This is a genomic window from Mariniflexile ostreae (assembly GCF_042427585.1).
Lineage (GTDB): Bacteria > Bacteroidota > Bacteroidia > Flavobacteriales > Flavobacteriaceae > Pseudalgibacter > Pseudalgibacter ostreae.
In genome coordinates this window covers 1-20,685 of sequence record NZ_JBHMFC010000094.1, presented here as the reverse complement: position 1 = coordinate 20,685, position 20,685 = coordinate 1, and the positions used below count along the sequence as shown (strand labels likewise).

Sequence of the window (20,685 nt, the reverse complement as noted above, 5' to 3'; positions counted from 1 at the left end):
AAGTTAGATATAATGTCAAGAGTTTGTGAACTTACTGGAAAAAAGGCGATGGTTGGAAACAACGTATCTCATGCGATGAATAAAACAAAGCGTAAATTTGATGCCAATTTAATCAAAAAGCGTTTTTATATTCCTGAAGAAGATAATTGGATAACTCTAAAAGTATCTACTTCTGCTTTAAAGACAATTAATAAAATAGGTATTTCTGCGGCAATCAAAGAAGCGAAAACTAAAGGGTTTTTAAAATAATAGCTGCTTAATAAGTAATATACAATGGCAAAAAAAGGTAACAGAATACAGGTGATTTTAGAATGTACTGAGCATAAAGAATCTGCTCAACCAGGAACTTCAAGGTACATTACAACTAAAAACAAAAAGAATACGCCAGAAAGAATGGAGATTAAGAAATTTAATCCTATCCTTAAGCGTATGACAGTTCATAAAGAAATTAAATAATTAGAGATTTTAAATAAAAATCTCAAATAACAACATTAGGTTTTTATTATAAAACCTTAAATACTAAAAAGTATTGAGTCATGGCAAAGAAATCAGTAGCATCATTACAAACAGGATCTAAAAGGTTGTCAAAAGCAATAAAAATGGTAAAATCTCCAAAATCTGGAGCTTATACTTTTGTTGAAGCTATCTTGGCACCTGAACAAGTAAACGATTTCTTAAATAAGAAATAAGCTTACTCATAATAATATTATCAAGCCACTTTCTTATAGGAAGTGGCTTTTGTTTTATATTTACATCAGTATTTTTAATGACAATTTTTCCGAAATCAATTATAGGCTAGGTAATTGCTATAAAAACTGAGTTGAACACCTTCATAATAAACAATTGATAAGACCATGAGTTTTTTTAAAAAAATATTTTCATCAGAGAAAAAAGAAACCCTAGATAAGGGACTGGAGAAATCGAAAACCAGTTTCTTTGGAAAATTGGGCAAAGCCGTTGCAGGGAAATCTAAAGTGGACGACGATGTTTTAGATAACCTAGAAGAGGTTTTGGTTTCTAGTGACGTTGGCGTTAATACCACACTTAAAGTTATTGAGCGTATTGAAGCCCGTGTTTTAAAAGATAAATATTTAGGAACTGATGAGCTTAATACAATTCTTAGAGAAGAAATTGCTGCACTTTTAAGTGAAACCCATTCGGGTGAGGAAACAGAGTTTTCTATTCCGAAAAACACGAAACCCTATGTTATTATGGTGGTTGGAGTTAATGGTGCGGGTAAAACCACAACTATTGGTAAGTTGGCCTATCAATTTAAAAAACAAGGACTGAATGTGGTTTTGGGTGCTGCCGATACGTTTCGTGCTGCTGCTATTGATCAACTTCAAGTATGGGCAGACCGTGTAGGGGTGCCATTAGTAAAACAGTCTATGGGTAGCGACCCGGCTTCTGTGGCTTTCGATACTTTAAAAAGTGCTGTTTCCCAAAATGCAGATGTTGTTATTATCGATACCGCAGGACGTTTACACAACAAAATCAATTTAATGAACGAACTGACTAAGGTAAAACGCGTTATGCAGAAAGTTGTTCAAGACACACCTAACGATGTGTTATTGGTTTTAGATGGTTCTACTGGGCAGAATGCTTTCGAGCAAGCCAAGCAGTTTACTGCGGCAACAGAGGTAACCTCTTTGGCCGTAACCAAATTAGATGGAACTGCTAAAGGAGGTGTGGTTATTGGAATTTCAGATCAGTTTCAAATTCCCGTTAAATATATTGGAGTAGGAGAAGGTATCGAAGATTTACAAGTGTTCAATAAATATGAATTTGTAGATTCTTTTTTTAAATAACGCTTTTATTGGTTCTGCAAAGGAGGCCTGCTTTTTTAAACTTGATGCCACCTTAAGCTTTCAAAATATTTCTTTCTTTATAAAAACTTGGCAAACCAAAATTTATAATTCCGGCATCGGCAGTGATGTATCTATTTGTTTTTTGAAGAGAAGGCTGAAATCAAAAACACCAAAACGTTTTGATTCTAGACCTTCAGATTATAAAAAACCACATTAAATATAATTCTAAACGCATAAAACGTAAATCCACAATCATTACGTATCTTTGCACACTTAATTTTTGGTATGAGAACAAAATCGCTTAAAAAGAACAAAATCAACGTCGTAACTCTAGGTTGTAGTAAAAATGTTTACGATAGTGAAATATTGATGGGGCAGTTAAAAGCTAGCGGAAAAGATGTGGTTCATGAAGAAGAAGGTAATATTGTTGTTATCAATACCTGTGGATTTATTAATAATGCCAAGGAAGAAAGCATAAACACTATTTTAGAGTTTATGCAAAAAAAAGAAGATGGCGATGTCGATAAGGTTTTTGTTACCGGATGTTTAAGTGAACGTTATAAGCCAGATTTGCAAAAGGAAATTCCGAATGTTGATCAATATTTTGGAACCACCGAATTGCCAGGCCTACTTAAGGCTTTAGGTGCCGATTATAAACATGAACTTATTGGGGAGCGTTTAACAACTACCCCTAAAAATTATGCCTATTTAAAAATAGCGGAAGGCTGTGATAGACCTTGTAGTTTTTGTGCTATTCCCATAATGCGAGGAAAACACCGAAGCACACCTATAGAAGACATTGTTGTTGAAGCAGAAAAGCTAGCAGCAAAAGGTGTGAAAGAATTGATTCTTATTGCGCAGGATTTAACTTATTACGGACTGGATTTATATAAAAAAAGAAATTTAGCAGAACTGCTTGAGGCTTTGGTAAAAGTGGATGGTGTGGAGTGGATACGCTTGCACTATGCATTTCCAACAGGTTTCCCAATGGATGTTTTGGATGTTATGTTGCGCGAACCTAAAATTTGTAATTACTTAGATATTCCTTTACAGCATATATCCGATGCGATATTAAAAAGTATGCGCCGCGGAACTACCAAAGCGAAAACCACACAGTTGCTTAAAGATTTTAGGGCTGCCGTACCAAGTATGGCTATTCGAACAACCTTAATTGTTGGTTATCCTGGGGAGACAGAGGAAGATTTTCAAGAACTAAAGCAATGGGTTTCCGATATGCGTTTCGAACGTTTAGGATGTTTTACCTATTCTCATGAAGAAAATACACATGCTTATAATTTAGAAGACGACGTTCCACAAGAAGTTAAACAAGAGCGTGCCAACCAGATTATGGAAGTACAATCGCAAATATCTTGGGAATTGAATCAAGAAAAAATCGGACAAACCTTTAAGGTTGTGATTGATAGAAAGGAAGGTAATTATTTCATTGGGCGTACAGAGTTCGATTCGCCAGATGTGGATAACGAAGTCTTAATAGACGCTACTAAAACCTATTTAAAAACCGGAGAGTTTGCTACTGTAAACATTATAGAAGCAGAAGATTTTGATTTATATGCCGAAGTTGTTCTTTAATTTAATCCCCATTTACTATTTTAAAAAGGGGATAAGAGCTTGAGGTTATTTTGAGTTTTTATTTATTTAATACATTAAAGTTTTATGTGTTTATTACGACACTTCTATTAGGTGCTTACTTGAAAATATCCAATGCTTTTATGCCTTGTATTGAATCGCTGTTAGTTCGGCAATTTTACAAATAAGTTCAGTAGCTTTTATCATACTTTCTACGGGAACATATTCATAGCGTCCGTGAAAGTTGTGTCCTCCAGCAAAAATATTAGGGCAGGGTAAGCCCATATAACTTAATTGGGAGCCATCGGTACCACCACGAATAGCTTTAATAAGTGGTGTAATGCCTATTTGCTTCATGGCTTCTTCGGCAATATCTACAATATGCATAACAGGTTCAATTTTTTCTTGCATGTTGTAATATTGATCTTTAATCTCGATGCTGATAATGTCTTCTTCGTATTGTGAGTTTAATTCTTCTGTTAGTTTCTGCATCATCTCTTTTCGAGCCTCAAAATGACCTTTATCATGGTCGCGGATTATATACTGAAGCACCGTTTCTTCAACATCACCTTTAATGGTGTGCAAATGAAAAAAACCTTGATATTCTTCTGTATGCTCAGGAGTTTCTAAACGTGGTAACGAGTTTATAAATTCTGTTGCAAAGTACATCGAGTTAACTAGTTTTCCTTTAGCATAACCAGGGTGTACACTTCTTCCTTTTATTTTTACCACGGCACTGGCCGCATTAAAGTTTTCATATTCTAATTCTCCTATTTGGCTACCATCCATGGTATATGCCCATGCGGCACCAAATTTTTCCACGTTAAATTTATGAGCTCCTCTTCCAATTTCCTCATCAGGTGTAAAGCCCACTCGTATGGTACCATGCTTTATTTCAGGATGGTTTATCAAATACTCCATAGCTGAAATAATTTCACAAATGCCCGCTTTATCATCAGCTCCTAAAAGTGTTGTGCCATCTGTGGTAATTAAGGTTTGTCCTTTATATTGTAATAAATCCTCAAAATAATCAGGAGATAAAATGATATTTTTTTCTTGGTTTAAAATAATATCTTTTCCGTTATATTTTTCAATAATTTGAGGGTTTATATGGGCTCCAGTAAAATCGGGAGATGTGTCAAAGTGAGATATAAATCCAACAGTTGGAACATCATAATCGACATTGCTTGGTAGGGTTGCCATTATATACGCATTATCGTCTATGCTCACATCTAACATACCAATGGCCTTAAGCTCTTCTACTAATTTGTGGGCCAGGTTCCATTGTTTTTCTGTACTAGGTGTAGTAAGGCTTTCAGGGTCGGATTCTGTATCTATCGTTATATAACTTACAAAACGGTTTATAATGTGTTCTTTTGAAATCATTTGAAAAGAAAAGTATTAATGCTTTATGGGAAAATAAGATTTGATTAAAATAAACAGTCCTATTTAAAGTTTCAAAAATACAATAATTTATATAAAATCATATATCAAAGAAAGGAAGCTTTGTATACGATAGGGTGTTTTTTAGAAATGGAATCGTGTTTGTTTAGAATATGTCGACAGCATTTAAAACAGTAAAAATCAATCTCTTTAATTTTTTATGCTTTTGGATTGTGCAATTTTTTAATTAGAGGTATTTTTGCATAAATATTTTAAGATGTACAAATTATTACTTCGTCCTTTGTTTTTTCTGTTCGACCCTGAAAGCGTTCATCATTTTACATTTTCATTAATTAAAAACCTTTCTAAAGTTCCTGGAATCCCCTCCTTGTTTAGAGGTTTTTTTGTTATCGAAGACGTACGGTTGGAGCGGAAATTATTTGGTTTAACATTTAAAAACCCCGTGGGTTTAGCAGCGGGATTTGATAAAAATGCGGTATTGTACAATCAGTTGGCAAATTTCGGATTTGGTTTTATAGAAATAGGCACGGTAACCCCTAAAGGGCAGCAGGGAAACCCTAAAAAAAGATTGTTTCGTCTTAAAGATGATAAAGGCATTATTAACCGTATGGGGTTTAATAATGACGGTTTGGAAGCGGCCATCCATCAGTTAAAGCAAAACCAAGGTAAGCTAATCATTGGCGGAAATATTGGTAAAAATACGAACACAGCCCCAGAGGATTATACTAAAGATTATTTGGAATGTTTTAATGCCTTGCACCCCTATGTGGATTATTTTGTCTTGAATGTAAGTTGTCCTAATGTAGGGAGCCATGCCAAATTAAATGATAAAGACTATTTAGAAGAGTTGATTGAAGCGGTGCAACAGGCCAATGCAACATTTGAAAATAAAAAACCTATTCTTCTGAAAATTGCTCCAGACTTAAACAATACGCAATTAGATGAAATTATACAGCTTGTTGCAGACACTCACTTAGATGGTGTTATTGCAAGTAACACGTCTATGGATAGAAGTAACTTAAAAGCACCTAAGGCTCAACTTGATGCTATTGGTAATGGTGGTTTAAGTGGTAAACCTATAACAGAAAAAAGCACTCAAGTTATAGCATACCTGTCAGAAAAAAGTAAAAAAGCTTTTCCTATAATTGGTGTTGGTGGTATTCATTCTTCTAAAGATGCTTTGGAGAAAATAAGAGCAGGAGCCGATTTGGTACAGGTTTATACAGGCTTTATTTATGAAGGACCAGGTTTAATTAAAGCGATAAATAAGGCCATTTTAAAAACAAACCGCTCTTAGAGACTTATTTAGAAATGGATTTGTGTTATCTATAGATTAGGATTTAATAAACTGCTTAACGGTTTTAGATTTTTTATTTTGAAGTACTAGAAAATAAGAGCCTGGAGATAAGTAGCTTATATCAATTGCTTGATTATCTAATTGCCCTTTCTTGAAAACCTGACCAACTAAGTTGGTAATTCTAAAATCTACAACATCTTCGGTGTTTACATATAGCTTGTCCCCTGTTACTGGATTGGGATAAATTTTAATGTTTTCAGTGTCATCTTCAACATAAATATCATCAGTGATAGAAACATCATCTATAGCTATATCACCATCCCATCCAGCACCTCTAATGGCTCTAAAATGAATAACAATATTTTTATTGGCATAAGCAGATAAATCTACAACTTGAGTTCTATAGGCCTCGTGTTGTTCTTTTTGTTGTTCGCCATATATAGCTGGAATAACATCTTTAATATAAAGCCCCGTACTGGTTTCGATATCTACGTGGAGAGACCCTGTGTTTTTTCCAAACATATGGTAGTTGAAACGGAGTTTAGCATTATGAGAATGGATTGTCATACAGGGGGAAACAAATGTTGCTACATCTCCGGCCAATGCTCCAGAAGCTTCAGCATAGATATAAGTTCCAGAAGCGGTTTGTTTAGTATGGTCTACAGCAGGCCCTGTACCATTGGAAACCGTTTGTCCAGAGTTAGAATACCAGTTATAGCCATTGCCGGAAACATCAATAGCAGTCCAACCGTAATCTGACGCCATTTTAAAATTATCAAAAGTTTCGTTTAATGATAGACCGTCGATAGCACCCACTTTTATATATTGAGGAAATGTTTTGGTAATGGTTTTAGTTTCTGGGCATGCCTTAATGTCTTTGGTATCAGACTCTTTTTTTCTAAACCCTGAGGCTTTGGAAATTGTTAGGGTTACATCGTAAATGCCCGATGTATAAGTATGTGTTGGATTTTGGATTGTATAATCTTCTAACCCATCGCCATCAACATCCCAAGACCACGCAACAGCACCAAAACTAGTATCTGTAAACTGAACGGTTAAGGATCCTCCACATTCCTGAGTGCTATTGGCATGTATGTCTACATGATAAGACGGGCATTTTAAATAATTTCGGGCAGATTTGTAAAAGGCATAGATTCGGGCCAATTGTTGCGGTGAAAAATGAGATTTGCAGCTGTGTGTTGAGTAGGACATAATGTTGCTCGTATCGGGTGTAAAAGCATCGCCATTTGCATCTGTTATGGTTCCGGTGTATGTGCAGTCCCGATCAACATTACAGAAATCTAATAAGGGGTCGGCTGGCGTATCACAAATTTGATCTCCATCGGTATCGCAATTTGAGCCATCGGCCAATTCTGTTGTTAATTTAGTGCTACTGGGGCCATGAGTGTGCAGTAATGAAAAAAAATGACCCATTTCATGAGCTAATGTAATACCGTTGGTAACACAGGCGTTTTTCATGACAATAATGTCAGGACTGCCAAATGTATTGGAGTATCCGCAAAGGCTATTACCATTTGAAATTTCAACATATTTAGTAAAATAGAGGTTAATAACACCAGAAGTAAAGTGGTTTTTTATTAAATCTGACTCTTTGCTCTTTTCAAAATTAAAATAAAGGTCGTCTTGGTTGATGTAATTGATGTCTTCACAAATAAAAAATTCTAAAAAAGCACTCGCATAAATATCATTAAGGGTATCAATAGCGCTATGGAGCGTGGCTGTGTCAAGACCTCCCGTACCATTAGTTGCTGTAATAATATGGGCTTTAATGGGAATGGAGTTGATTGCCGGTGTAGCATTATTCTTTTTAGCGGAAGTTTTTTTGCTTTGAGTGGTGAGGCGCCAATATTCGTCTTCAAAAGATTTAATTTGCGATGGATAAGTATGACGATAGGTGATGGATTCAGTATCGGTTTCCGTTCCACAGGCTAATAGTTGTACCTCTTGTGCCATGGTACAAAAAGATAAAACACAAGCCAGGATGGATAAAACAGGTTTAAATTTTATGGCAAAAATATTCATTGGGGCAAACATTTACTCAAATGTATAGCTTCATCTAAATAATGAATAAAAAAAACGTTAAGCGTAGGCTTTATTCGTTATTCAGCATGATGTATCAGTATCTGTTATCTGGTTAGGAGCAAATAGGATGGTAATACGCACATGATACGGATACACCAGCATACATTTTAGTTGCCACAATCCCGTTTTAGTTACTTTTAGCGCGGGTATGGGTTTAATATAGGTTTGTTTGCCAAATTTGCTATAGCGTTTTTATAACTATAAAATGGGGTTCTTATAGTAATGGGTTACATAAAATAATAGTATTTTTATCTCTTTAATGGATACATGTCAGAACTAATAAAAATAATAGAATGTCCGCGAGATGCCATGCAGGGGATAAAACAATTTATTCCTACGGCGCAAAAGGTGCAATATATCCAATCGTTATTACGCGTAGGGTACGATACTATAGATTTTGGCAGCTTTGTATCCCCTAAAGCTATTCCTCAGATGGTGGATAGCGCCACTGTTTTGTCGCAGCTAGATTTAAGTAAAACTAACAGCAAGTTATTAGCTATAGTCGCAAATATAAGAGGTGCAGAAGAGGCTTGTAAGCACAAGAATATTGATTATTTGGGATATCCGTTTTCTATTTCGGAAAACTTTCAAATGCGTAACACTCATAAAACCATCGCCCAATCTACTGTAATGCTTTCCGAAATTTTGGAAATAGCCTATAAGTCAAATAAGACGCTTGTAGTTTATGTTTCTATGGGTTTTGGAAACCCTTATGGCGATCCATGGAATGTAAATGTAGTAGGGGAATGGACAGAGAAACTTTCTAATATGGGAGTTAATATCTTATCTTTAAGTGATACAGTAGGGACATCTACTCCAGAAAGTATCGATTATTTGTTTTCAAATTTAATTCCTCTATATCCAAATATCGAGTTTGGAGCACATTTGCATACAACACCAACAACTTGGTTTGAGAAAGTAGATGCCGCATATAATGCTGGATGTTATCGTTTTGATGGTGCTATTCAAGGTTTTGGTGGCTGTCCTATGGCAAAAGATGAGTTGGTAGGGAATATGCCTACAGAAAAATTGTTGTCTTATTTTACAACTAAAAATTGTAATCCATTAAACGCGCTTAGCTTTGAGAGTGCCCATAATGAAGCTACTAAAATTTTTAAAAATTTTCATTGAGTATTTTGCTTTTTAACCCCTCAGTTTCCGTGTTGAATATAAATGAATTAGGTGTTGGTTAATTTGATTGTCAGTGTTTTATATGGTTTCTTTAAGAGGGTACGACAGAGCCAAGGTGTGGGAAAGCATTTAAGAACATGCTGCTCAGTAGGTACTAGAGAGTAAGCAACCAAGTGCGTTGCAGTTTCTTGAATTTTTTAAGTTCACTACGTAGAATGGGTAAAAAATCTTTTCCATTGCTATGCGAACGCTCTAAACGGTAGGAGTTTTTATAAAGCATATGTGTAAGACGCTTAAGCGCAGCAATATGTTTGTGCTTTCTATCTGAATACCGCTGTAACTCAGCATTGGCTATTTCTGGTGCCAACGAAACGGATTGTTGAACAATATCACCAGAGAAATAAATATGAGGGTCTTCGGAGCCGTTTTTATCCAAGGCAGACAAATCACGACTTATGTAAGACGATATGCTTTGAGATAAGGTGAAAATCTCAATCGCCTTTTTGTAAATCGGTAATTCCGATAGGTATGATGGGGTATTAGATAGCATGTTTTATTTTTCTTAGCAATCGTTTCAAAATTACTCACTAAAAAGGATCTTTTGCTTTCTTTTTTAAAGTAATAATGTATATTTACTTTACAACTTAAATAATTGTACCCAAAATACTTTAAAAAACATGGACAGTCTTAATAGGAAAATTTTAAAGTGCCTACAAGAAAATGCGAGACAATCCAATGCTGAGATTGGTCGACAAGTGGGGATTACATCTCCTGCTGTTTCAGAACGCATAAAGAAAATGGAAGATTTAGGCGTTATTGAGGGCTATAAAGCCATGGTGTCGCCATTTGAAATGGGTTACCAACTTAAGGCCATTATAACTTTAAGGGCTTTTATGGGTAAATTAAAACCATTTCTTGAAAAGGTAAAGACCTATGATGAAGTGATAAACTGTTATCGTATCACTGGAGATGAAAATATTGTCATGGAAGTGGTTTTAAAAAATCAAAAACATTTAGAGAGTTTTATCGATCAGCTCATCGTTTATGGAGAATCTAAAACCCAAATTGCCTTATCTCATGTGGTAAAGCAGAAAGCTGTTAAAGCGCTTTAAGTTTTTGTTCTAAACACTAGAAGCGAGTACACTCTAAGAAACAACGTTAGACCTTTCTTTTTTCAATACTAGCCGCTATTATTTTCGCATGTATTCTTGAATTTTCAATAAACCATTTATGGGTTTCTTTTCCACCGCAGATCACTCCAGCTAAGTACAGGTTTTTAACATTAGATTCCATCGTTTCTGGATTATAAATAGGTGTTTTTTTCTCATCGTTAGATACAGCAATGCCACTGTTTTTTAATAATTTAATATCGGGAACATATCCTGTTAGTGCCACTACATAATCATTTGGTATGGAGAATATTCCTGAAGGTGTTTTAATGGTTACCGCATCGGCTTCAATCTTTTCTATTTCCGAATTAAAATAAGCTTTAATACTGCCTTCTTCTATTCGGTTGAGAATATCTGGCCTTACCCAGTATTTAACTCTTTGGCCTATACCTTCGCCTCTTACAACCATAGTAACCTTTCCGCCTTTTCTCCATATTTCTAAAGCGGCATCTACAGATGAATTGCTGGCACCTACCACAACAACATTTTGTAAAGCATATTTATGCGCCTCTTTATAATAATGTGTTACTTTAGGAAGTTGCTCTCCTTTAATGTTAAGTAAATTTGGAATATCATAAAAACCAGTACATATTATAACATGGTTGGCACTAAAAAGCCTTTTGCTTGTAGAAATTTCAAAAACGTTATTTTCTTTTTGTATGGATCTTACTGTTTCATAAAGGTTGATGTTTAGCTCGTGGGATGTTACCACTCTGCGGTAATACTCTAAAGCTTCATCTCTATTGGGTTTAGGGTTGTTACTGATAAAAGGAATGCCAGCGATTTCTAATTTTTCCGAAGTCGAAAAAAACGTCATGTTTTTTGGATAATGGAATAAAGAGTTTGTAAGAGCGCCTTTTTCCAAAACAGTATAATCCCATTGTCTTTTTTTACATTCCAAAGCACAAGCAATCCCTATGGGGCCAGCACCTACGATAATAATATCTTTTTCTAATTTCAAAATTTATAGGTATTACAGATTTGTTTAGGGAACCTAGTCCCTCATTATATGATACGAATATTAATTTATACTACGAAATTATGTAAACTAATCTTAAATTGTATTTTTGAATAGAAAATTATTAAAAATGAAACACATATTTGTATTTGCTTTAGCCATCATTTGCTTTACGAGCTGCAATCAGAAGAAACGCCCGATAAAAGGGGATACAGAATTTCAAAAAAATCTTAATGCCGAATTTAAAGATGCTAGCAGATCACCTTTAAAGGAAAAGGATATAAAGTATTTTGAAGGACTAGATTTTTTTAAGTTTGATTCCACTTATGTGGTTACCGCTATTTTAAAGCGCACACCAGATTCTGAGTTTTTTGATTTAAAAACAACTACAGATAGGATTACTAGAGAACGGGTTTATGGCGTTTTGCATTTTACTTTAAAAGGCCAGGAATATCAGTTAAATATCTATCAAGGTGAAGACACCATGAATGAAAAAGGAAATGAAGACTATTTGTTTCTTCCTTTTTTAGATGAAACCAACGGTGTTGACAGCTATGGAGGAGGCCGCTATATGGATGCCAGAATACCCGAAGGTGACACCATGCGCATTGATTTTAATACGGCTTATAACCCATACTGTGCTTATAATGAAAAATACTCATGCCCAGTGGTGCCAAGACAAAACTATTTAAAAACCAGAGTGGAAGCTGGAGTAAAGGCTTTTAAAAACCACTAAGCTTATAAGCTATTACCTCCTTAAATGGATGCCTATAAAAAACGCTAAAATTTGCGTAATAAAATTGGTCATGCTATTTATAGCGCAGGTTTAAAAGATTTTGGAACCCCCATCTGAAAAACAAGCAATAAGGCTTTTATGTGTTACTCTTGAATAGCAATGTATAGATGAGTAACCAAATCGGCAGGGTTTGGAGTGTTTCGTGGGTCTGTAGGGTATGTTTCAAGCATAGGGCCTTCTTCAGCTAATATTAAGCCATTATTGGGTAAATACGCCATGGTTTTTCTCCAAGCCTCCTTTAAATTACTGTAATCGCCATGTAGTGTTGCTTTAACAGCTTTAAAAGGCATAATTTGTCCTGTTAATAAATCATTTTCTGTAGTTATAACCCGGTCTGTTGTGGGGATGCAAAAAGAAAACATGACGGCATTATTAGCGTCGTCCCAATTGTGGTACTTTACAAATGGAGCACCAGCCATTTTAATGTTGTTTTGTGTAGCATAAGAGCTTAGTTTTTGAAGCAATTTCTGTATTTCGGTTTCCAACTGGCTTATTTTACACGACATGGTAGTGTAAATATAAAAACCACCACTATATTGGGTTACACCATCTATTTCTATACTATATTTTTTCATGTCTGCTAGAACCTCTCTTTCTAGCCTTTCTAAACTTTGATCGAAATTAATTCCAAAACGTTCTTCCATACTGCCAGATAAAATGGAAAAAGCTTTAAATTTAAAGGGTAAGTTTTTACTTGAAAAGGTCCAGCTTACATCTGTAGAGCCATCTGCATTTGGGGTGAAACTCCAATCGATATCAGATTTGGGAAATTCACTATATAGGATATGTTGGTTAATAGATGAATTGGGGGTGGTTTCAATAGTGTTTACTGTACCGGTTCCTGTGCTGCTTTTCCACGAATAAGACGCATCTATTCCTTTTGTTTTTTCAGGGTAAGTAATTTGTATGTCAGTATCTTCTGTGCTCCAAACAGGCCAAGATTCCCAATTTTTAAAATCGATAACGTGGTCATAAATAACAGTAGCAGGTGCTTTTATGGTTCTAGTTTTGGTAACTTCATAAGAATTGGGCTGTACGGCAATGTATATGGTTAGACCTATGATAATAATAAGTAATAAGAAAAAAACGTACTTAAGAGCTTTCATTATATTTGGTTTAGGTTTTATCTTTCAAATATAACGTCTTTATGATAGAGACGATTTATATAAATCAAATATAATCATTTTTAAATTTCGATTAATAAATTATTACATTTGTTGTGTTTAAAATAAATTTTTAATAATGAACAATTCGCTTTTTAAATGAATTAATAATCTTTTTTCAAAAAGAGTCTATTTTATTATAAATATATTAACTATGAGATTAAAATTAATATGGAGTTTAGCAGCTTTAGCAGGGCTTATGTTGTCCTGTGGAAGCGAAGCGTCTAAAAAGAAACCCGAAACAAGTCAAGTCGTTGAGACTTCCGCATTTGATTATAATGTAGAACAATTTTCTGATGTAAGGATATTGCGTTATCAAATCCCTGGTTGGGAGAACTTGAATTTAAAAGAACAGAAGTTGGTATATTATTTAACCCAAGCAGGTTTAGCGGGGCGCGATATTATATGGGATCAAAACTATAAGCACAATCTTAAAATAAGAAAAGCTTTAGAAAACATTTATATACAATATGCTGGAGATAAAGCCACAAAGGAGTGGGAGGCTTTCGAAATTTATTTAAAACGTATCTGGTTTAGTAATGGCATACATCATCACTACTCTAACGATAAATTAAAACCAGGCTTTTCTCCTGAATACTTAAATGCCTTATTAGAACAGACTAATACCTCTTTAGAGGGTGAGGTTTTCGAAGTGCTTTTTAATGATACCGATTCAAAAAAAGTCAATAAAGCAAAAGGAGCTGATAATGTAGCGCTTTCTGCAGTAAATTTTTATGGTCCAAATGTTACCAATGCTGATGTTGAGAATTTCTATAAAACAAAAGTGTCTCCTAACCCCGAAAAGCCTTTGTCATTTGGTCTAAACTCTCAATTAGTGAAAGAAAATGGCGTTTTAAAAGAGCGGGTTTATAAATCTGGAGGTTTATATGGAGCGGCTATTGATGAAATTATTAAGTGGTTGGAGCTAGCTAAAGATGTAGCTGAAAATGAATCTCAATCCAATGCTTTGGGGCAATTGATTGCTTATTACAAAACAGGTGATTTACAGATTTGGGACGATTATAATGTGGCGTGGACAGCCTCTACTGAAGGCAATATAGATTATATTAATAGTTTTATTGAAGTGTATAACGATCCCCTTGGGTATAAAGGCTCTTATGAATCGATTGTTCAGATCACCGATTTTGATATGTCGGAAAAAATGAAAGTTCTATCAGATAATGCACAGTGGTTTGAAGACCATTCCCCCTTAATGGAAGCCCATAAAAAGAAAAATGTTATTGGGGTGTCTTACAAAACCGTAAATGTAGCAGGAGAGGCAGGAGATGCCTCACCAAGCACGCCAATTGGTGTGAATTTGCCCAATGCGAACTGGATTCGTACAGCGGTTGGTAGTAAATCGGTTTCTCTAGGAAATATTATTGATGCTGCTAACAGTTCTGGTAATTCCGATCGCTTAAAAGAATTTGTAAACGATGATGAAGAACTGGAATTAGAAAAAAAATACGGAAAATTAGCCGATAAATTACATACGGCTTTACACGAAGTTATTGGTCATGCTTCTGGGCAATTAAACCCTGGTGTAGGCGAGACTAAAGAGACCTTAAAGAATTACGCATCCACTCTAGAAGAAGGAAGGGCAGATTTGGTAGCACTTTATTACTTATATGATAATAAAATACAAGAGCTAGGTCTTGTAGATGATTGGGAAAAAACAGGCAAGGCAGCTTATAATAACTATATAAGAAACGGACTTTTAACCCAATTGATTCGTTTAAATTTGGGTGATGACGTAGAGCAAGCGCATATGCGAAACAGGCAATGGGTGTCTGCGTGGGTGTTTGAAAAGGGAGCATCAGAAAATGTAATTGAGCGTATAAACCGCAACGGAAAAACCTATTACCAGATTAACGATTACGTAAAACTTCGAGCGCTTTTTGGTCAGTTATTAAAGGAAACACAGCGTATAAAATCTGAAGGTGATTATAAGGCTGTAGAAGCTTTAGTTGAAAATTATGGTGTGAAAGTGGACCAAGCCATTCATAGCGAAGTTCTAGAACGTAATAAACAATTTACTACGGCACCATATATGGGTTTTGTTAATCCTGTTTTGGTTACAGAAACAGATCAAGAGGATAACATTGTTAAAATTCATGTGGTACAACCCGAAAGCTTTGCTGTGCAGATGATAGAGTATGGTAAACGATATAGTTTCTTGCCCGAAGTTAACTGATTTAAAAGCGTAATGCTTTACTGTACGTTAAAAAAATAAAAAAGGTAGCGATTTAAAAAGGCTACCTTTTTTTGTGCACACTTATTCTTTGTTTATGCTAAACACCAATAATAATGCGTTTACAACAAGTAATATTAAAATAATTAAAATTATTTTCATAATTAAAGTAGTTTAGTTGCTAAACAGATGCTTGCTTAATACTTTGGTTGCGTAACATATTGTTAATTTTTATGAATATGCCTATGTGGAAATGAGATTAACGATTTAAATAAGGATGTAAATGTATAGGTGGTTTTAGAATATGAGATATTCTACTTGAAAAAGAATTTGATGGCCGAGAAGAAAAGTATAAAGGCGATAAAAGCGATTAGCATCCAAATACTTCCAGAATAAAATCGTTTATGGAGTTTTAAATCTTTTCTGTAGCTATAACCGATAACAATGGCAAAAACTACAAAAAAAATAATACCGAAAATGATTTGACCCTTGCTGAACATATAGTTATTTTTATACAAAAATAATCAAATTCAAAAGAACTCCTTCTTATAACTGTTAATTTGTATTAAGAAGAAATAAAATTAAAAGAGAAAATAGAAGGCGTGAAGGTGAAGCATCAGCTCTCTAGTAAACAATAAAGGGGAAAGGTATGAAAAACAAAATTGAAGCTGTTATGGCTTTTCATAAGGCATTTAAATTGGGACATTTAGAAAAGCCAACAGCGCATCTGGGAACAGATAAAAATATGTTGCGATTTAATTTGATGAAAGAGGAAAATGAAGAATATATTGAAGCAGCCAATAACAATGACTTAGTTGAAGTTGCCGATGCATTAGGCGATATGCTTTATATTTTATGCGGCACCATAATAGAGCATGGGATGCAATATAAAATTGAAGATGTGTTTAATGAGATCCAACGCAGCAATATGAGTAAATTAGGAGAGGATGGGAAACCTATTTATAGGGCCGATGGCAAAGTATTAAAAGGACCCTATTATTTTGAACCCAATATTAAATCTATTCTTGATAAAGAAAAGATTTAATATTGGGTTTTTACAAAACCTCTTTACATAAAACATAAAAGAAGCCCTGGGCTTCTTTTATGTTTTATGTAGGATGTTTTTTTAAACTTTAACACGCCATCCAAAAGGATCTTCAGATTTATTGGTCTGGATGTCTGTGATGCGTTTTTTAAGTAAAGCACCATAGCTATTCTCTAATGTTGGTAAATCGTAATCTTTATCTTCATGGCCAAAGGCAGCAATAGGGGATATTACGGCTGCTGTTCCAGCACCAAACATTTCCTTAAGTGTGCCATTTTTAGAGGCTTCAACAACCTCTTTAACGCTTATTTTTCTAACTTCAACAGGAATATTTTCTGTTTTGGCTATTTCCAAAATACTTCTACGTGTTATGCCGTCCAGTATTCGGTCGCTTATTGGAGCTGTAATTAACGTGTCGTTTATTCTTACAAAAATATTCATAGCACCTGCTTCTTCTATATATTCGTGTGTAGTGTCATCTGTCCAGATAACTTGTTGGTATCCTTTTTCTACAGCTAATTGAGTGGGGTAAAACTGTCCAGCATAATTGCCGCCAGCTTTGGCAAAACCAACACCGCCGTTAGCAGATCGTGAATAGGTTTGCTCTATTAAAACCTTTAGCTTTCCAGAAAAATAAGACCCCGATGGTGCTGTGGCTATAATAAACATATATTCGTCTGCAGGAGATGCATGAAATCCATTGCCAGAAGCAAAAACAAAAGGACGGATATATAACGAGCTGCCTTCGCTTTTTGGAATCCAATCACGATCAACTTGCAACAACGTTTTAAGCCCTGCCATAAAGTAGTCTTCAGGGAGTTCAGGAATAGATAATCGTTTTGACGAGATATTTAAACGTCTAAAGTTGTCTTCTGGACGGAAAAGCCATATATTTTCATCGGTATCCTTATAAGCCTTTAGACCTTCAAATACCGATTGCCCATAATGGAAAATTTTTGAAGAGGGGTCTAGGGTAATAGGTTGATAAGGCACCACTTTTGGTAATTGCCACATGCCATCTTTATAGACACACAGTAACATATGGTCAGAAAAGACTTTACCGAAACTTAGGTTGTCAAAATCTATACTGCTAATTTTTGAAGTCTTTGCCTTCTGTATTTCAATATTGTTAATGGCTGCGCTCATGGCTATAGCTTTAAGTAATTATATGGCACAAATTTAAGTAAATAACTAATTATAAAAAAAGGATAAGATATCAAAAACATATGGTTTATGTGTTATTTTTACAAAAATACTTAAATGGTTGTAAGCATATGCTTAAAAGTGATAAAATGAAAAGAGAACTAGTTGTTACTGCAGATGGGTCGTCAAGTATTTACTTGCCGGAATGGGATGAACAATACCACTCTAAACATGGTGCCATTCAAGAGGCTTATCATGTATTTATTAAACATGGTTTAGATTATTTTAATGAATTCTGTTTAAAAGATTCTAAGCCTAATCTTGATATCAGCATTTTAGAAATTGGATTTGGCACAGGCTTAAATGCTTTTATTACAATGCTTGAGGCAGAAAAAGCAAATATACATATAGATTACTGTGGAATGGAAGCCTATCCGGTTTCCATGGAGCATGTTTTAAAACTTAATTATCCTACAGCATTAAAAGTTGAACATAAGCAAAATCTTTTTGAAGCGTTACATCGAACCCCTTGGGGTAAAAAACATAAGATTGTAAAGCAATTTTATTTGACTAAAAAGCAACAATTTTTTTCAGAATTACAAGAGAAAGAAGTATATCATCTCATTTATTTTGATGCTTTTGGAGCAAGAGTTCAGCCAGAGTTATGGACGGAGGCTATTTTTGAAGCGACTTATAGAGCCTTAAAACCAGGAGGGTTTTTGGTTACGTATGCGGCCAAAGGTAGTGTTAGGAGGGCTATGCAGGCTGTTGGGTTTAATGTGGAAAAGCTGCCTGGGCCTCCAGGAAAACGGGAAATGCTAAGGGCTTTAAAGTAGTATAAAGTTCTCGCCTCAATTTATTAAATCATATTTAGTCTAATTTTTTTTTAAAATAACAGACTTCGAATCTCTAAATGATGTCCTGTTATTTTATAGGAATAAATGCAAGGGTAGGGGTTGTTTTATATAAGCAGATAGAATACATGTTTAAATTATTAAGTTATAGTTTCAATTATTGTAAGTATGTTCGTAACCTGAGTGTTAAACCTAATATAAAGTCAGTTTAAACTGATCCGTCATTTTGTAACTTTAAATAAAAAATATAATGCGCATACTAATTACAGGAGCTACGGGTTTGATTGGGCAGGAGATTGTAAAGCTTTGTCATAAAGAACAGATTTTAGTTAATTACCTAACCACATCTAAATCTAAAATTACCAGTGCAAAGGAATATCAGGGTTTTTATTGGAATCCTAAAGAAAATGAGATAGACACTGCCTGTTTTAAGGATGTTGAGGTCATTATACATTTGGCTGGAGCAAGTATTGCAAAACGATGGACGTCTTCCTATAAAAATGAAATTCTTTCTAGTCGCATCATACCCACACAGTTATTAATAGAAACTATAAAAAAAGGGAATTATCCTATAAAACAAGTCGTCTCTGCTAGTGCCATCGGTATTTATCCAGATTGTCGTACTCATTATTATGATGAAACGTTTAATGAATCTTATGACTCTTTTTTATACCAAGTGGTGCAGCAGTGGGAGCAAGCCGTGGATGGTTTCTCAACTTTGGGCATTATCGTTTCAAAACTTAGAACAGGACTGGTTTTGTCTGAAAAAGGAGGGGCGCTCCCACAAATAGTAAATCCTATAAAATTAGGTTTGGGAGCTGCTTTTGGTACTGGTAAGCAGTGGCAATCGTGGATTCATATAGAAGATTTGGCTCATATTTATTTATATGTACTAAAACAAAGGTTGGAGGGGGTGTATAATGCTGTAGCACCAAATGCAGTAACCAATAAAGAACTTACTAAAACAGCCGCACAGGTTTTAGAGCGTCCGCTGTTTTTACCAAATATTCCTAAAGGTCTTATGAAATTAATTTTGGGAGACATGCATACGCTTTTGTTTGCTAGCCAACGGGTAAGCTCAAAGAAGATAGAAGATGAAGGTTTTGACTTTGAATTTCATCATTTGAAACCTGCTTTAGTAGATGTTTTAAAGCGGTAATTTTTATTTAATTCATAAATTTACTTCATATTTCCCTACTATATGGGAATAGGTCTTATGCTATTATCAAATCTTTATATATGAGGATTTTGCTGTTCGTAAATTTTAAAACGGTTTTAGTTAATGTTTTTTTTTGCTTGAAAGAAAGGAGGCTTAGGGCAATGCCCAGAACTCTAATACCAATTTAATTATATAATGTCGTTTTTTTTATAGTATATTTACTAATGGCAAAACCACAAGATTTTACAATAACCCAAAGCATTGAGGAGCTTAAAGCACTGCTCAAAGTTCAAACTAATATAAAGTATGAAAAGCGTGTCATGTTTTTAATCTATCTAAAGGAAAATAAGTTTAAAACGCGCCAGGAGCTTTGTGATTATTTAGGTATCGATCCACGAACTCAACAACGCTGGACAAAACAGTATCTTGAAAATGGAATATCTTTTTTATTGACTGACTTGCCCCGGAATAAGAAGTCAAAAATAATTACTCCTGAAATACATAAGGAACTTGAAAAACGCCTGAATTCTAGCGATCGGGGGTTTTTGGGATATTGGGATGCGCAAGCGTGGGTAAACAATGAATTTGGCATAAATATACAATACCATTGGTTGCGTAAATATTTGATAAAGCATTTTAAGACCAAGCTTAAAAGCCCGCGTAAATCGCATTATAAAAAAGAAGGAGAAGCTGAAAAAGCTTTTTTAAAAACTCCCTAATGACCTAGACAAAATTAGAATAAGTCTAAATAAAAACAAGTACAGGCAAGTAAGCCTATACTTTCAAGATGAAGCGCGATTTGTTTTGATGCCCCATACAGGTAAACACTTAACAGCCCGCGCGATCAAGCCTATTGTCAAATATCAGCACATATTTA

20 protein-coding genes are annotated in these 20,685 nt (G+C 34.8%); 14 read left to right on the top strand and 6 right to left on the bottom strand.

Translation table 11 applies throughout. The annotated features are described in order from the left end of the window. Positions 1 to 12 precede the first annotated feature (12 nt). From rpmB to rimO, 5 genes are all read left to right on the top strand, one after another. On the top strand, positions 13 to 249 hold the full coding sequence (gene rpmB, locus ACFFU9_RS13500) for a 50S ribosomal protein L28 (RefSeq protein ID WP_379862009.1): 237 nt from the start codon (positions 13 to 15) through the stop codon (positions 247 to 249). Between the two features lie 24 nt (positions 250 to 273). Next, entirely contained in the window at positions 274 to 456 is a 183-nt protein-coding gene (rpmG, locus tag ACFFU9_RS13495; RefSeq protein WP_379862008.1) for a 50S ribosomal protein L33, read from the top strand. An 80-nt stretch (positions 457 to 536) separates the two neighbouring features. After that, positions 537 to 689, top strand: coding sequence for a DUF4295 domain-containing protein (locus tag ACFFU9_RS13490; RefSeq protein WP_379862007.1), 153 nt, complete (start codon positions 537 to 539; stop codon positions 687 to 689). Between the two features lie 165 nt (positions 690 to 854). After that, entirely contained in the window at positions 855 to 1,808 is a 954-nt protein-coding gene (gene ftsY / locus ACFFU9_RS13485; protein ID WP_379862006.1) for a signal recognition particle-docking protein FtsY, read from the top strand. 285 nt (positions 1,809 to 2,093) lie between these two features. Further along, positions 2,094 to 3,398 carry a 30S ribosomal protein S12 methylthiotransferase RimO gene (gene rimO / locus ACFFU9_RS13480; protein ID WP_379862005.1) on the top strand — a complete coding sequence of 435 codons (1,305 nt, stop codon included), beginning with the start codon at positions 2,094 to 2,096 and terminating at the stop codon, positions 3,396 to 3,398. A 138-nt stretch (positions 3,399 to 3,536) separates the two neighbouring features. On the opposite strand, the gene pepT is transcribed toward rimO, so the two are convergent. After that, positions 3,537 to 4,781: a peptidase T gene (gene pepT / locus ACFFU9_RS13475; protein ID WP_379862004.1), complete on the bottom strand. Its 1,245-nt coding sequence runs from the start codon at positions 4,779 to 4,781 to the stop codon at positions 3,537 to 3,539. A gap of 274 nt (positions 4,782 to 5,055) precedes the next feature. Here pepT and ACFFU9_RS13470 point away from each other — a divergent pair, with 274 nt between their 5' ends. Next, positions 5,056 to 6,096, top strand: coding sequence for a quinone-dependent dihydroorotate dehydrogenase (locus ACFFU9_RS13470; protein WP_379862003.1), 1,041 nt, complete (start codon positions 5,056 to 5,058; stop codon positions 6,094 to 6,096). Positions 6,097 to 6,132: 36 nt separating this feature from the next. Here ACFFU9_RS13470 and ACFFU9_RS13465 read toward each other — a convergent pair whose 3' ends face one another. Then, a complete protein-coding gene (locus tag ACFFU9_RS13465) occupies positions 6,133 to 8,070 on the bottom strand; it encodes a T9SS type A sorting domain-containing protein (RefSeq protein WP_379862002.1) in 1,938 nt (645 codons plus the stop codon). Positions 8,071 to 8,466: 396 nt separating this feature from the next. Between ACFFU9_RS13465 and ACFFU9_RS13460 the strand changes: the two genes are divergently transcribed. Further along, positions 8,467 to 9,330: a hydroxymethylglutaryl-CoA lyase gene (locus ACFFU9_RS13460; protein ID WP_379862001.1), complete on the top strand. Its 864-nt coding sequence runs from the start codon at positions 8,467 to 8,469 to the stop codon at positions 9,328 to 9,330. Positions 9,331 to 9,484: 154 nt separating this feature from the next. Here ACFFU9_RS13460 and ACFFU9_RS13455 read toward each other — a convergent pair whose 3' ends face one another. Next, the gene (locus tag ACFFU9_RS13455; RefSeq protein WP_379862000.1) at positions 9,485 to 9,880 is read right to left on the bottom strand and encodes a hypothetical protein; all 396 of its coding nucleotides are present in this window, start codon (positions 9,878 to 9,880) and stop codon (positions 9,485 to 9,487) included. 127 nt (positions 9,881 to 10,007) lie between these two features. On the opposite strand from ACFFU9_RS13455, the gene ACFFU9_RS13450 reads away from it, so the two are divergent. Next, the gene (locus ACFFU9_RS13450) at positions 10,008 to 10,442 is read left to right on the top strand and encodes an Lrp/AsnC family transcriptional regulator (protein ID WP_379861999.1); all 435 of its coding nucleotides are present in this window, start codon (positions 10,008 to 10,010) and stop codon (positions 10,440 to 10,442) included. Between the two features lie 46 nt (positions 10,443 to 10,488). Here ACFFU9_RS13450 and ACFFU9_RS13445 read toward each other — a convergent pair whose 3' ends face one another. Then, on the bottom strand, positions 10,489 to 11,460 hold the full coding sequence (locus ACFFU9_RS13445) for a YpdA family putative bacillithiol disulfide reductase (protein WP_379861998.1): 972 nt from the start codon (positions 11,458 to 11,460) through the stop codon (positions 10,489 to 10,491). A 127-nt stretch (positions 11,461 to 11,587) separates the two neighbouring features. Here ACFFU9_RS13445 and ACFFU9_RS13440 point away from each other — a divergent pair, with 127 nt between their 5' ends. After that, the gene (locus tag ACFFU9_RS13440; protein ID WP_379861997.1) at positions 11,588 to 12,193 is read left to right on the top strand and encodes a DUF1684 domain-containing protein; all 606 of its coding nucleotides are present in this window, start codon (positions 11,588 to 11,590) and stop codon (positions 12,191 to 12,193) included. Between the two features lie 143 nt (positions 12,194 to 12,336). Here ACFFU9_RS13440 and ACFFU9_RS13435 read toward each other — a convergent pair whose 3' ends face one another. Beyond that, positions 12,337 to 13,359, bottom strand: coding sequence for an SRPBCC family protein (locus ACFFU9_RS13435; RefSeq protein WP_379861996.1), 1,023 nt, complete (start codon positions 13,357 to 13,359; stop codon positions 12,337 to 12,339). A 211-nt stretch (positions 13,360 to 13,570) separates the two neighbouring features. On the opposite strand from ACFFU9_RS13435, the gene ACFFU9_RS13430 reads away from it, so the two are divergent. Beyond that, positions 13,571 to 15,610, top strand: coding sequence for a dipeptidyl-peptidase 3 family protein (locus ACFFU9_RS13430; protein ID WP_379861995.1), 2,040 nt, complete (start codon positions 13,571 to 13,573; stop codon positions 15,608 to 15,610). 646 nt (positions 15,611 to 16,256) lie between these two features. Then, the gene (locus ACFFU9_RS13425; RefSeq protein ID WP_379861994.1) at positions 16,257 to 16,652 is read left to right on the top strand and encodes a pyrophosphohydrolase domain-containing protein; all 396 of its coding nucleotides are present in this window, start codon (positions 16,257 to 16,259) and stop codon (positions 16,650 to 16,652) included. A gap of 81 nt (positions 16,653 to 16,733) precedes the next feature. On the opposite strand, the gene ACFFU9_RS13420 is transcribed toward ACFFU9_RS13425, so the two are convergent. Beyond that, positions 16,734 to 17,798 (bottom strand): branched-chain amino acid aminotransferase, encoded by a 1,065-nt coding sequence (locus ACFFU9_RS13420; protein ID WP_379861993.1) that lies wholly within the window; start codon positions 17,796 to 17,798, stop codon positions 16,734 to 16,736. A gap of 146 nt (positions 17,799 to 17,944) precedes the next feature. Here ACFFU9_RS13420 and mnmC2 point away from each other — a divergent pair, with 146 nt between their 5' ends. From mnmC2 to ACFFU9_RS13405, 3 genes are all read left to right on the top strand, one after another. Further along, a complete protein-coding gene (gene mnmC2, locus ACFFU9_RS13415) occupies positions 17,945 to 18,631 on the top strand; it encodes a tRNA (5-methylaminomethyl-2-thiouridine)(34)-methyltransferase MnmC2 (protein ID WP_379861991.1) in 687 nt (228 codons plus the stop codon). Between the two features lie 268 nt (positions 18,632 to 18,899). Next, the gene (locus ACFFU9_RS13410; RefSeq protein WP_379861990.1) at positions 18,900 to 19,808 is read left to right on the top strand and encodes a TIGR01777 family oxidoreductase; all 909 of its coding nucleotides are present in this window, start codon (positions 18,900 to 18,902) and stop codon (positions 19,806 to 19,808) included. Between the two features lie 224 nt (positions 19,809 to 20,032). Next, positions 20,033 to 20,527, top strand: a complete 495-nt coding sequence (locus tag ACFFU9_RS13405) for a helix-turn-helix domain-containing protein (protein ID WP_379861989.1) — start codon at positions 20,033 to 20,035, stop codon at positions 20,525 to 20,527. Positions 20,528 to 20,685 lie beyond the last annotated feature (158 nt).